This window comes from Flavobacterium sp. PLA-DH12 (assembly GCF_059511845.1).
This window is the reverse complement of sequence record NZ_JCAMPD010000009.1, coordinates 197,501-210,227: the sequence shown is the minus strand read 5'-3', so window position 1 is coordinate 210,227 and position 12,727 is coordinate 197,501. Positions and strand designations below refer to the sequence as shown.

11 protein-coding genes are annotated in these 12,727 nt (G+C 34.4%); 3 read left to right on the top strand and 8 right to left on the bottom strand.

Annotated elements, in window-relative coordinates:
* The first annotated feature begins 101 nt into the window (after nt 1-101).
* Nucleotides 102-761: a hypothetical protein gene (locus AC5ZCW_RS17895; protein WP_496121069.1), complete on the top strand. Its 660-nt coding sequence runs from the start codon at nt 102-104 to the stop codon at nt 759-761.
* 151 nt (nt 762-912) lie between these two features.
* On the opposite strand, the gene AC5ZCW_RS17890 is transcribed toward AC5ZCW_RS17895, so the two are convergent.
* A complete protein-coding gene (locus tag AC5ZCW_RS17890; protein ID WP_111425972.1) occupies nt 913-1,227 on the bottom strand; it encodes an HPF/RaiA family ribosome-associated protein in 315 nt (104 codons plus the stop codon).
* A gap of 342 nt (nt 1,228-1,569) precedes the next feature.
* Between AC5ZCW_RS17890 and AC5ZCW_RS17885 the strand changes: the two genes are divergently transcribed.
* Nucleotides 1,570-1,803 carry a hypothetical protein gene (locus tag AC5ZCW_RS17885; RefSeq protein ID WP_496121067.1) on the top strand — a complete coding sequence of 78 codons (234 nt, stop codon included), beginning with the start codon at nt 1,570-1,572 and terminating at the stop codon, nt 1,801-1,803.
* Between the two features lie 84 nt (nt 1,804-1,887).
* Here the strand turns inward: AC5ZCW_RS17885 and AC5ZCW_RS17880 are convergent, their stop codons facing one another.
* The 3 genes from AC5ZCW_RS17880 to AC5ZCW_RS17870 all read right to left on the bottom strand — a co-directional run bounded on the left by AC5ZCW_RS17880 (nt 1,888) and on the right by AC5ZCW_RS17870 (nt 6,812).
* Entirely contained in the window at nt 1,888-2,982 is a 1,095-nt protein-coding gene (locus tag AC5ZCW_RS17880) for an HpaII family restriction endonuclease (protein WP_496121066.1), read from the bottom strand.
* The gene (locus AC5ZCW_RS17875; RefSeq protein WP_496121065.1) at nt 2,979-4,244 is read right to left on the bottom strand and encodes a DNA cytosine methyltransferase; all 1,266 of its coding nucleotides are present in this window, start codon (nt 4,242-4,244) and stop codon (nt 2,979-2,981) included. Before AC5ZCW_RS17875 ends, AC5ZCW_RS17880 begins: the two co-directional genes overlap by 4 nt.
* A gap of 96 nt (nt 4,245-4,340) precedes the next feature.
* Complete coding sequence (locus tag AC5ZCW_RS17870) at nt 4,341-6,812, bottom strand: AsmA family protein (RefSeq protein WP_496121063.1); 2,472 nt, start codon at nt 6,810-6,812, stop codon at nt 4,341-4,343.
* 230 nt (nt 6,813-7,042) lie between these two features.
* On the opposite strand from AC5ZCW_RS17870, the gene trxA reads away from it, so the two are divergent.
* Nucleotides 7,043-7,360: a thioredoxin gene (gene trxA / locus AC5ZCW_RS17865; RefSeq protein WP_068844792.1), complete on the top strand. Its 318-nt coding sequence runs from the start codon at nt 7,043-7,045 to the stop codon at nt 7,358-7,360.
* Between the two features lie 230 nt (nt 7,361-7,590).
* Here trxA and AC5ZCW_RS17860 read toward each other — a convergent pair whose 3' ends face one another.
* From AC5ZCW_RS17860 to AC5ZCW_RS17845, 4 genes are read right to left on the bottom strand one after another with little or no spacing between them, the layout of a single operon-like run.
* Entirely contained in the window at nt 7,591-8,814 is a 1,224-nt protein-coding gene (locus AC5ZCW_RS17860) for a hypothetical protein (protein ID WP_496121062.1), read from the bottom strand.
* A 51-nt stretch (nt 8,815-8,865) separates the two neighbouring features.
* Nucleotides 8,866-11,073 (bottom strand): TonB-dependent receptor, encoded by a 2,208-nt coding sequence (locus tag AC5ZCW_RS17855; RefSeq protein ID WP_496121061.1) that lies wholly within the window; start codon nt 11,071-11,073, stop codon nt 8,866-8,868.
* 10 nt (nt 11,074-11,083) lie between these two features.
* A complete protein-coding gene (locus AC5ZCW_RS17850; protein WP_496121060.1) occupies nt 11,084-11,554 on the bottom strand; it encodes a DUF4625 domain-containing protein in 471 nt (156 codons plus the stop codon).
* Between the two features lie 5 nt (nt 11,555-11,559).
* Nucleotides 11,560-11,982: a DUF4625 domain-containing protein gene (locus AC5ZCW_RS17845; RefSeq protein ID WP_496121058.1), complete on the bottom strand. Its 423-nt coding sequence runs from the start codon at nt 11,980-11,982 to the stop codon at nt 11,560-11,562.
* Nucleotides 11,983-12,727 lie beyond the last annotated feature (745 nt).

Sequence of the window (12,727 nt, the reverse complement as noted above, 5' to 3'; positions counted from 1 at the left end):
AACAATTTAAAATCGTGTGTTTAATTATCATTAACATTCCTCATGTCATTTAATCTCTCAAAAAACCACTATATTTGATTCTCAATAAAAATACCCCAGTCATGAAGGCAAAAATACTTCTAAGCTCAATAGCTGTTACTTCTTTACTTTTTATTTCCTGTAAAAAAGAATTAGAACCGCAAGAAAGTACAGCAACCTCAGAATTAGTAAGATTAGGACTTGCAAAAGATACAACAAAACCTGCAGCGCCTGTAGCGCAAACTCCTGCTGCAAACCCAAATACGGTTTTAAGCGATACAAAAGGAATTAATCCTGCTCATGGACAGCCGGGACACCGCTGCGATATTGCAGTTGGAGCACCTTTAAACTCTGCACCTCCACAACAAGGACAGGTTACAGCACAAGCAGGACAAACTGTACAGGTAAGTCAGCCTCAAGTTGTAACTACCACTACGACAACACCAGTTAAAGTAGCAAAAGGAATGAATCCGCCACACGGACAGCCGGGGCATAGATGTGATATTCCTGTTGGAGCGCCTTTAAACTCGCCTAAAGCAACAACAACTGCAACAACAACAAATACAGCTCAAAGCGGAACAGTTACGCAAAACTTTAGCGTTACTCCTCCAGCATCAAATCCAGTTCCTGCTTTGTTAAGCACAGAAGGTACTGAAGCGACAGTAGCTGATGGAATGAATCCGCCACACGGAAAACCAGGTCACCGTTGCGATATTGCAGTTGGCGCACCGTTGCCTAAATAAAGTAAACCATATAAGTGATATAAGTAATTTAAGATTTTCACTTATTACGATCCATAAAAAAGCGAAGCCGTAAAGTAGTACTTTACGGCTTCGTCGCTTTGTGATGTAAACTTAAAATGAACTTATATCACTTATATGGTTTAAAAAAAAATTAATGTTCTTTTATCTTCTCGAAAGTGCTCGTCAATGTTTTTTTAGCTTTGGCCAATGCACCGCTAAAAGCTTTTTCTAAAGTGTCTGCGTGTTCTGTAACCGTAATAGGCTGTAGTTTTACAGGACGAACTTCAATCACACATTTTTTGTCATGCAAGCTGAATTTTTCTCCATTTTCATCTCCAAAATGAATTTCTACGCGAGTAATTTTATCTTGAAAACGGTCTAAGCTTTTTTCTACTTCTCCAGAAAAATAACTTTCTAATCTTGCACTTCCTTCAATGTTTTTGTCGGTGTTGATTTGTACTTTCATAACAAATAAAATTTAATGATTCATTCTCAAACTTACCGATTTTTGATACAAAAGACAAGTAGGTTAAGGAAATATTATGAAATTTTAAATTGATTTATTTTTCAATTTTGTAATTTCGATTTGGAGAAAATATACTTAGAGTATTTTAATTTATAAATAAAGAAAAAACTTACATTTTGTATTCTGTTTTTGTATGTTTGTAATTCCTAAATGCAAAATATATGAATACAAAAAAAATTCTTGCCCGTGTGGTATGGTGGCGGTATTGGAAACAATCGCAACGCTCTTTGCAGCGTAGGACACCTAAGCTATGCGGGTTTTTTAATTCCTAAATGCAAAATTATGAGTAACAACACCCTTTCCAAAGAAACCGAATTGAGGTTAACTGAATTCTTCAACAATTCAATTGATTCCAAAAGTATGGCAAAAACCATTAGGCAAGTAAATTTCCTAATTGCATTAAATGCAATACGAGAAGATGGATTTATGAAAACTGAAACCGTAAATATTGAAGATGGTTTCTTTTGGTTAAATGAATTAGCCGAAATTCTTGATCCTTATTTGGGGATTGAGTAAGAAATGAGAAAAAGCCACTCCTTCAAGTGGCTTTTTATATTTTTACTTTCAAAAAGAGATGATAAGGTTAGTTAAAATTTAAAATTATTTTATAAATCTGATTTGAAGATTTAATTTGAAAAAAAGCTTTCCATTTTCTGTATATAATTCTCCAAATTTATGTCTTGAACTACTTGGCGTTTCTAATTTTGTATTATTCAACAGATAATTTTCAAATTCATTTCTATTATATAGATGATAACATAAAATATCCCCATCTTCTTTGACTACTAAATAACCTCCTGTTGCATCGTATTTGCCATTCCATACTTTAGAAGGAAGCATTCCTAATGCTGTATCTGTTAGAAAACGTTTCATTTTGTAGCGATAAAATTCATGATTATTTGTTGTGTCAAAATTCATTGGATTTGTCTTTTCAATGATATTAACTAATTCGGTAAGTAAAACAGCATTACCTGAATAATAGGGAAGTATTATTTGCGATAGTATGTTTGGAAGCAAACTATCAATTAACATCAAATTGTTTGAAAAAACCGGTTTTTCAACACCTACAAATAGTAAATTATTGCCTTTTTGAAGGATAGTTTTTGTTCTTCTTTTTACGTCTCTTAAAAGTTTATTTCCTCTTTTAATAAATAAGGAATTTATCTCATTGATTTCTTCGTCAGTCATCTCAACTCCCGATACTTCATAAATAAAATTAGAAGATTGTACGGCATTAAAAAGGGTAGATGAACCGCCTAATTGTGATTTTATACTGAAACCAAGCATTGGCTGTTGGTTTGTTCTTTGATCGTGAATAACAATTGTGATATCAGTTTTAACTGAAGAGTTTGCTTTTAGGGAAATGCAATTAATACTAAGCATGAACTCTTCAATTTCGGGAATATGAAATGCGTCTGTACCCGACTTAATAGCACTGAGTAAAGAATTTGCTTTTTCTTTAAAAGTCTCTATAGGAATTCTTAAAACTTCGTCATTTCCAGAAATAAGAACAATGTCATCATGTATAGAATATTCAAAATCGCCACTTGTTTCTGTACGTAAAATTTTAATTATTGGATAAAAAACATCTGGAATTCTTTGAATATTTTCATCTCCAGGAAGTAAAATTGTATCGCTTAGTAATTTAAATAAAGCATATATTTCACTCCATTCGCCTTTATTTCCTTTAATCATAATTTATCTTTTATAAGATTAATTATTTTCTCAGCAGTTGCTTGAATTGCAGGAATAGCAACAGAATTTCCAAATTGTTTATATGCAGAAGCATCGGCAACTGGAATTACAAAATGATCAGGAAACCCTTGTAATCTTGCCCATTCGCGAGGAGTCATTTTTCTAATTCCTTCACGATTTACTTCTCCTTTAATATGTGTTGATGGTGTGAAATCAGTAATTCGATTATCTATTACTAGATTTCTTTCTCTTCCCATTCCTCCAACTAAGATAGAATTTGATATTTCGTCATCTTTAATGATTTGATATCCAAATCCATTTCCTTTGCTGGCGTGTCTTTCTTTATGATTTTTTAAAGTTTGAAGATATTGAGATGATAAATAATATTTTGTAGGTACAACATTCTTCTCTTTAACATCTTTGAATGTTACTTTTTCTTCAAATGAATCAGGATATTGAAATGATTTTACATCTAATTTTTTATGAAAACCAACAATATAAATACGCTCTCTGTTTTGAGGCACACCAAATTCTTTAGCGTTCATGATTTCAGGATCAGGAACATAATATCCTAAATCATTTCTTAGGACATTTAAAATAGTTTCTAATGTTTTTCCTTTATCATGACTTTTCAACCCTTTTACATTTTCTAAGAAAATTGCTTTTGGCTGTTTGTCTTTTATAATTTTGGCAACATCAAAAAATAATGTTCCTCGTGTATCTTCAAATCCTCCTCTTTTCCCAGCTATCGAAAAAGCTTGACACGGAAATCCTGCACATAAAACATCAAAACCTTCTGGAATGTAATTCTTTGTTCTTTCTTTTGTTATGTCTCCAAAAGGAGTTTCTCCAAAATTAGCTTTGTACGTTTTTTTAGCATTTTCATCCCATTCAGAAGTAAAAACACATTTTCCTCCTAAATTCTGCAACGCAATTCTAAAACCTCCAATTCCTGCAAAAAGATCGATAAATTTAAAAGTATAATTTTCGGGAGTAGGAAACGGAACATCTTCCACTTCAAAAAGCAATTGTTGTAATGCAGAATCAGAAACCATATTTAGTTTCTCTTCTTCATTTTTGTATTCAACAATTTGTTTTATGTATTGAGCAGCTTCTTCTTCAAAATGATCTTTAACGCCATTGTGATAATTGTGCAGATAATGTGTAACAACGGCTTTTCTATTATCGTCTTCTTCTACAAAGCGATTTTTAAATTTTTTACCATCAAATTCGTCAATGTTGATCTTTTCTTCTCCCGTCATTTTGCGCTAAAATTAATGGTGCAATTTATGAATAATAATCCAAAATTTGGAATTATGTTTTCCACAAACTGGATTTGATAAATAGTAATTATTTGCTTACCCCTTATCCTTCTTCCCCCACTTTACCTTCATTTTTCCTTCATTATCATAAGCAATCAAATGCAGGACAATACCGCGTTCTCGAACGGCTTTTCGTTCTTCTTTGGTGGAGAGTTTGGCGTCGTTTTTAGAATTTCTTAGCGGAATGGTGAGGGCGAGATTGGTGCCTCGGCCAAAAGAGTAAATTCCGACAACGTCAAAGTTTAAGACGCTGGAACTTATAGTAAGTTTATTGACATCGACTTGTTCTCCGCGCAGATTAAGCGAACCAGACAAATCGCTGAAAGTAATATTCTCGACATCACGAAACGGAAAAGCAAATTTTCCGACTTTCATAATCGGTTCAAAATTGAGTAATGCACCTTGATTGACATTAAAATCCAGTTTTCCTTTCATCGAATTTACAATCAAATCGCCTTTACTGCTCATCAAACCGGCTACATTGGCGGCGCTGCTTAATCGGCCGCGAATGTTTTTTGGACTGAAAGATTTGATTCCGAAATTATTAAAAGATCTTAAAAAACTCGCAATATCAACTCGGTTTACCTGCGCATTTGATGTAAAAACATATTGGTTGCCACTTGGCTGTACAGAACCGCTAAACGTTATGCTTCCGCCAGAAGTTTGCAGTGTTCCGTTTTTAAGCAAAATCTTCGAATCTAGCATCTGGATTGTAGCTCGAGTATTGGTTGCCGTAAGCGATCCGTAAGTGATTTTATCGGCTTTGAGATTAATTACAGCGGCACATTTTTCTATTACAGATCGCAATTGATTTGTAAAATTGACATTCTTTTTAGCTGGTTTTTTCTCTGCCACTTTTTGTTTTGGAGAATTTTCTAAAACGCCTATAAACTGTTTTACATCAATATTTGGACAGTAAATATTCCAGTTTACGACCATTTTTTCGGGTGCATCGTAATAGAGATTTAAGAAATTATCGATTTTTCCGTCAATGCGAATAATGTTCTTTTTGTGTTTGTAGGCAATTTTTTTAATGTAAAGTGCTTCTTGCGTAAACGACAATTGTACAGCTGTTTTTTCGGCATGAATCTTTTTCGGAATATAATCGAATGTAGCATCAGCAATATCGACATCGCCTGTAAATTTGGGTTTATTGATATACAAATCGACAATATCAAACTGAAACTTCAAATTGGCTTTGGCATGACCGCTTTCAAAATGAAGTATTTTCTCGTTCATCATTCCGTTGAGTTTCGAAATGTCAAAATCGGAATTTACAACTCCAGTGGCAATTGGTTTTTCGAGATTATTGATAACTGCTTGTGCAATTGTCAACGGAATACTTTCATATTCGGCTTTAAAATTGGTTAAAATAATAGCCGAGTTCGGATCGCTGGATTCCTTTTCGGGTTTAAAAGTGTTAGTGAAAATTCCTTTGAAACTGCAATTGGTAAACAAACCATCCGGAATACTCACTTCGTTATCGCGAATGTCTGCCTGCACCACAATTTTCGGATCTCCTTCAACATTCAAATCGCCTTTTATGTCGCAGTTTACCTTAATCGGTTTTTTGATGTCGAATTGGTTAAGTTTAGAACTGATGTTTGCCGATAATAAATTGGAAGCATTTCGCCATAAAATATCCGTTCCGATATTGATTCCGAAAAGCGAATTGTTTTTTCCGATATTAAAATAAGCGACAATATCAAAAACGTCAGAACCAATTTTAAGACCTTTGGTTTTAATATCTATTTTCTGATTGGCTTCGGCATACGAAATATCAAAATTTCCTTCTAGAACTTTTTCCTTAGCAAAACTTCCGTGAACGGTATTAAAGGCTAGACTATTAATTTTAGTTTTCAAATACAGATTGGTCTGCCAGCTGTTATCGCCATAATTTACTTTAGATTCTAAACTTGCCACATCAAAATCAAACAGTTTATGACCCAGATGATTGTCAATAATGACGTGAACATCGTTGAGGTTTACTTCGTCAATTGTCGTTTCGGGTTTTTCTTTGTCAGTTTGTGTTTTCTTCTTTTTGGGTTTAAAAATATTGACGTTAGAGTAACCGTTTTCGGCTTTATAAATATAGATATCGGCGTCGTTGATTAAGATTTTATGAATGTTGATTTCGTGCTGCAGCAAACTCAAAATATTCAAACGCGCTTCGATTTCTTTTGCTCTTAGCAAAGTATGTTTGTGGCTCTGCCATTGATTGTCTTTTATTTCGACATCATTAAGCGCCAATGTAAAGTTTGGGAAACCAGTTAGAAACTTATAATGAAAATCTCTAATATGAAATTTGCCATTTATATTTTCGTTGATTTTAGTATTGACTTTAGCAATAATTTCGGCTTTATTTCGATTAAAATAAATAGACAAACCTCCGCAGGCAAGCAAAAGTATTGCAATTAAGCCTAAGATAAAATATCCAAAACGTTTGGCGTATTTTTTAAAAGAATCAGATTGCAGAAAGGATTTGGTTTTGGATAAAGCTTCTTTCATAGTAGCCGAATTTTGAATGTATTAAAGATACTACAAAAAACATTAACTTTTTATTGGTTTGATTTTCAGGTAAATAAATTGTAATTTTAAAGTTATCTAGCTTATAATTAATGATAATACATTTATAACGAAAACTAATTTAGTAATGGTGTTTGATTTATTTTAAATTTTTAAATTTGTACTGTAGTTTGAAAGTTAATATTTCAAACCTAATTTAATCTTAATATATTATGGCATTAGCAATAACAGATGCTACTTTTGATGAAGTAGTTTTAAAATCAGATAAACCAGTAATGGTAGATTTTTGGGCAGCATGGTGTGGTCCTTGTAGAATGGTTGGTCCAATCATTGACCAATTAAGCGAAGAGTACGCTGGTAAAGTAGTTGTTGGTAAAGTAGATGTAGATGCTAACCAAGAATTTGCTGCAAAATATGGTGTGCGTAACATACCAACCGTTTTGGTGTTTCATAACGGTGAAGTAGTAGGAAAACAAGTAGGAGTAGCTCCGAAACAAACCTACGCAGATAGTTTAGACGCTTTATTGTAATCTTAGATTACGATTGATATAAAAGAGGTCCGACGAAAGTTGGACCTTTTTTATTGGATTTGTTTTTTTGCCACGAATTTGCTTCGCCTGTTCGCTATCGCTCGGGTCACGAATTAACACGAATTAAATTTGTGAAAATTTGTGAAATTCGTGGCAGAAAAACTTTGTATTTTAAAAGAAAACGGCACTCTAAATCTAGAGTGCCGTTTTTATTTTGTTCTAAAAATCAATTAGTGGCTGTGTGTTTCACTGTTTTCATAACCTAAAACTATAACCATATAAGGTGTGTTAGAAACCTTAGTCTTTTTGATTGCCGATGTAGAAAGATTTACTTGTATTAATTCTCCAGTTGTTGGAGAAGTGATATAAGCAAAACGGTCTGTAACTGCCATTTGAGGTTTTAATGTTGCATCTGTAGCTGTTTCTGCAGTTGCTTTAGTTTCTTTTACTGCTTGTAAACTGCTGATGTCATAAAGTTTAAACTCTCCAGAATGCAATAAAACTGCCAGTTTTTTACGATCGTAACTCGTTTTGCATTGCATAATGGTTGTGTTCGCAATAATTGGTTTTACGGTATTAGCTACAACATCAATTAAATAAGCGCCTTTCGCAGCCGTATAACCAATGAATTTTCCAGCCGAAGCCGTTTCTAGAATACTTCCAAACCAAGCTGTTCCAAAATCTGTTGGATGATCGATTAGTTTTTGAATTCCGTTGCTTTCTACAACCAAAATTCCGCTTGACGAACCAAAAACAGCATAAACACCGTCTGAAGCATTTCCGTGAATTCCTTTTGTCGCAATTTTAGCATCGAAAAGTGTTTTACCGGTATTGTCAATAATTTTTACTTTTTCTGGAAGCGTTCCTGTAACCGAATTATCTTTTACGGTAATCGCATAAGTTCCGTTTGTAAAAGTTGCCATGGCACCGTGATGCGCCAATAAACCTGCATTTATCGTTTTGAAAGTCGAGCCAGCTTTGTTTACATCGGCTTCTTTACCAACCGAAAGCGTTCCGTCTCCGTCGTTAAAAGTCAGGATTTCTCCAATTTTACTTTTAAAATGCGTTGGTTTTAAGGCGCTTGTCGCTAAAACTCCAAATTTCGGAACATCATCAACATCAATATGATCGCCGTGTAATTCCAATCCGCTGTCGAAAGTTTCTACAAAATTATTGTCTCTGTGAACAATTCCTGCAAAACGTCCAGATTCTGTAGTGTACAAAGAGGCTTTAGCATATTTTGCCGTAAAAGAACTGATTTTATCTTCATGCGGATCAAAAAGCGTTAACTCCGTAGTTTTTTCGTCAGAAAGTAAAACTCGAACAAATGTATGTTCTTCAGAAGTGTCGTGATCATGGTCATGATCGTCGTGGTTGTCATCGTCGTTGCTGCACGAAACCGCAAAAAGCGATACAGCAAATAAAAATAGTAGTTTGTAAAAATTGTTTTTCATTGTAATAAAGGGTTTAAAATTTGTAAATAATTGAGTTTTGAATGGTTGAACTTATCGCGAAATCGAAAACGGAATCTTCATAGAAACAATAATGTTTCGTCCCGCTTCTGGAAGTTCGATAAGTCGGTAAAAGCTGGTGTGATTTAAATATCTTGTATTAAATAAATTCTGGATCTGAATATTGAGGCTGATATCCTGTTTTCCCGCCTTCATTTTTGAACCAAAAGCCAGATTGAATACATGACTTTCGGATGTTTTCTTTTCTGGCGGAACGATATTATTTTGCTGTGCCGTAAAGCGATAATCAACAGAAAAATAAGGTTCTTTTAAAAAGCTAATTTGAGGTTCATAATTCAATCCGAACAAAACGGAAGGTGGCGGAGAAAACGGAAGTGTATAGCCTTTTTTGCTTCCTGATTTTTGTTCTGAATAAAGATATTCGGCTCCAATTTCTGCGCTTAAAGATTTTAGGAAATAATATCTTGTCTGTAATTCTGCACCGTAACGAAAGACTTTACTTTGTTCATATTCAAAAACCTGATTTCCTGCGCCATAATAAATATCATGCGCTGAGGTTGGATTGAGATAAATGAAATTTGGAAAATAGTTCACAAAAGGCGTCAGTTGAAAAGACCAGTTTTGCTGATTCCATTCCATTCCTAAATCCAATTGATACGAACGTTCTGCATCCAGATTCGGATTCCCTTTTTCGAATCTGAAATAATGATAATTCACACCGTTTGAAGCCAGTTCTTTGGCAATTGGCATTCTAAAACTAGAACCCAAATTGGCTTTCAGCGAAAGTTTTCCAGGATTGTAATTTGCACCAATCGACCATGTAAAACTGTCAAAAGTTTTAGTCAAATCTTGAGAACGCTGTAAATATTCCAACTCCGTTTGATTGTTTTCGGAAACCGGACTTTGAAACCAATCGTAATACGATTTCATTTTAATTTTTCCGTAATCGTAACGAACAGCGCCATTTAAAAACCATTTTTCGTTCAGTTCAATTTTGTCGTAAGCAAATAAGCCTGCGTTAAATTGCGTGAAAGCAGGAATTAAAAAACTCCATCCGCCAATTTGATTTTGCTGCAAAACCAAATTCGAACCAATCGTAATTTGGTGATTTTGAATTCTGAATTCATCTTTAGCAGAAAACGACCAAACATCTTTATCATATTGACGTTCCAAATCTTGAGGCGCGTACATGTCTTCAGGATAAATGGGTGGCATATAGCCGTGATTTACGTAATGGCTATATTCTCTTCTAAAATTATTCTGAAAACCAATTTGTGTCTCAAAAGCATGATTTCCGAATTGAAAAGAAGTCGTATTGCTCACCTTTAAATGATTAACTTGCTGATACGGCATCAAAATATCACGGCTCGATTTGTCGTGCAATTCCAGATCTACATTTCGCGGTTCGAGTCCATGCGCATTCGCGAAAAATCCGCTTTTGGTATGCACGTTACTGAAAAAGAAAACCGATTTAAAATGCTCTCCAGAATAACCTGAACTCAAATGAAAATCAAGTTCACGCCCTGCCGTATTTCGTAAATGATTTTTGTATAATGGAACAGCATAACTATAGACATGAACCACATCGGTTGGAACGCGATAATCGCCGTAATCCATTGTGGTAACTCGAGAATCGAAGAACCAATTTTCGTTTCTTCCAAATAAATCAATAGAACTTCCAAATTGCGCATTATTGCTTTTTCCCGTAAGATCGACGCTTCCGCAAAAAGTGTTTTGCAACGGAAGAGGCAAAGGTTTAATATTTATTGCACCGCCCACAGCATCAGATCCATATATAAATGAAGAAGGACCTTTTATAATTTCTACCCGATTTACAGCATATTGATCGATTTCCAATCCATGATCTGCGCCCCATTGCTGGCCTTCGTGTTTCAAGCCATTTTCAACCACAGTAACCTGATTGAAACTCAAACCACGAATAAGCGGTTTCGAACCTCCAGAACCGATAGAAATAGTTTTAACGCCAGGCAATTTCTGCAAAGACTGCATCAAACTCCCGCCAAGATTACGCTGAATAAAACTATTGTTTACCGTTTCAACATTCAGCGATTCTTCTTTTTTGCGTTTTTCGGCAGAATTTCCGTTAATTAAAACTTCTTCAAGCTCCTTGATTTCCGGTTTTTTTTCAGAAGGCTGATTTTGAGAAAAAGCTTCGGTTGAAATCGATAAACTGATAAGTAAAAAACAAAATTTCCAATACATGGATAGGGCATTCTTCATTAATCTGATCTTATAAAATTTTAATACTTAAACCTTTCAGCGTCTGCCAGCCTTCTTTATCCGTCAAGCGAATCATAAAATGATAATCTCCGGGATCAACATCTGCAGGAATGGCGATTTGTGCTGTTGCTTCGTAACTTTTCACACCATTTGGAATAGTATAATTGTTGATGAAAAGCATTGGTTTTACGGGGCTTTTTACGGCTTCCATTTCACAAGTTGTCACTTCTGTACTGTGTGTATGATGATCGAAATTGTGATGAATGTCAAGGCTGTAAGAACCCAAAGCGACATTGTCATTAAAAGTGGCTTTGAAAGTGAAGGTTTTTCCGCGTTCGATCGTGCTGCATTGAATCGGAAAAGCATTTGCTCCAGTGATATCAATTACGGGATATTCGCTGTCGATTTCGGCTTTGTCGCTGGAGCAGGATGAAATAAAAGTAAGAGTCAAAATGCCCATTAAAAGCTTTAATTGTTTCATGTTTTCTAATTTATAATGGTTAAGTTTTTCTTCACTTCTAGCTTGCTTCCGTTTTGATCGTTTACGATAATGATGAAGTCGTATTTGCCTTCTGCAGCATCTTCCGGAATATCAAAATGTTTGTGAACTGTCGCGTTTTTTGCACCTGCATATTGTGTCCAAGTAATTTCGTGCGACCAAACTTTCGAGTATGTTTCGGTACTTTTTTGTAGAATTTTTACTTGTACATTTTCGATTTTATCAGCAGCGGTTACTTCTGCATTAAAATGGAAATCTGCGCCAATAGTTGCTGTTTCGCTGTTGCTAAGACCTAGCTCGATTTTATCAATAGTTGGAATTGTCTGCTTTTCTTCTGAATCGTCGTTACTGCAGCTTGTAAAAGCCATTGCGGCAAAGAGCAAAGCCAGAATGAGTTTTGTTGTTTTCATTTTTTCTAATTTGATTTTGATCATTTTATAAAGGGTATTTGGGTTATGTAAAAAGCCTATTTCAATGTTTATAAGTCCCAGAGGGACAAAATATTGGTAGCAATAGATTTGTCATTTTGGGTAAGTCCCAGCGGGACGAAATATTTATAGAAAAGTATTTATGACGTATGCAAAAGCCTCAGAGAGGCGACATATATTTTTTCTCTAGTTAAAACAGCATAGCCGCAACTAAAAACCTGAATTAGGATTTAGTTCGAATGCAGTAAATCGATAAAAATTGGAAAGTGTTTTTTTGCGTAGAAAAGGCTATTTCAATATCAATATCAATATCAATATCAATATCAATATCAATATCAATATCAATATCAATAAGTTGCATTAAATGCTTAAAATAAATGAAGTAGCTTTTGAATGTTTTAAGCTTTTGAAATCCTAAAAACAATTAAATAGCCGAATTGCAAAACAATCGGAAACACAAAAAATATTAAAGTGTAAAAGGCGGGGCTCGAAGGGAAAATAGTGAGCCCTTAAAAAATGTAAAATGTGGTTTGCTGTAAAAACTAATATGTTTTACAACAGGATTATTCTTGAAAAACTGAAAAGCATTGAATTCAAATGTGCCAACTGCGCTGAATTTGAAATCGCAAATCGAGCATTTATGAAACGAATGAAGTTTGGCTTTGAATTGTGGTTTTTCGGAAACAGAAAACTCTAATTTCTCTTTGCAATTATGAGTGTCTAAAAT

Bases quoted from the DNA above. Each gene is read 5' to 3' on its own strand.
- AC5ZCW_RS17850 (WP_496121060.1), bottom strand. From the start codon at position 11,554: ATGAAACAATTAAAGCTTTTAATGGGCATTTTGACTCTTACTTTTATT.
- AC5ZCW_RS17855 (WP_496121061.1), bottom strand. From the start codon at position 11,073: ATGAAGAATGCCCTATCCATGTATTGGAAATTTTGTTTTTTACTTATC.
- AC5ZCW_RS17870 (WP_496121063.1), bottom strand. From the start codon at position 6,812: ATGAAAGAAGCTTTATCCAAAACCAAATCCTTTCTGCAATCTGATTCT.
- AC5ZCW_RS17880 (WP_496121066.1), bottom strand. From the start codon at position 2,982: ATGATTAAAGGAAATAAAGGCGAATGGAGTGAAATATATGCTTTATTT.
- AC5ZCW_RS17890 (WP_111425972.1), bottom strand. From the start codon at position 1,227: ATGAAAGTACAAATCAACACCGACAAAAACATTGAAGGAAGTGCAAGA.
- trxA (WP_068844792.1), top strand. From the start codon at position 7,043: ATGGCATTAGCAATAACAGATGCTACTTTTGATGAAGTAGTTTTAAAA.
- AC5ZCW_RS17875 (WP_496121065.1), bottom strand. From the start codon at position 4,244: ATGACGGGAGAAGAAAAGATCAACATTGACGAATTTGATGGTAAAAAA.
- AC5ZCW_RS17845 (WP_496121058.1), bottom strand. From the start codon at position 11,982: ATGAAAACAACAAAACTCATTCTGGCTTTGCTCTTTGCCGCAATGGCT.
- AC5ZCW_RS17885 (WP_496121067.1), top strand. From the start codon at position 1,570: ATGAGTAACAACACCCTTTCCAAAGAAACCGAATTGAGGTTAACTGAA.
- AC5ZCW_RS17860 (WP_496121062.1), bottom strand. From the start codon at position 8,814: ATGAAAAACAATTTTTACAAACTACTATTTTTATTTGCTGTATCGCTT.
- AC5ZCW_RS17895 (WP_496121069.1), top strand. From the start codon at position 102: ATGAAGGCAAAAATACTTCTAAGCTCAATAGCTGTTACTTCTTTACTT.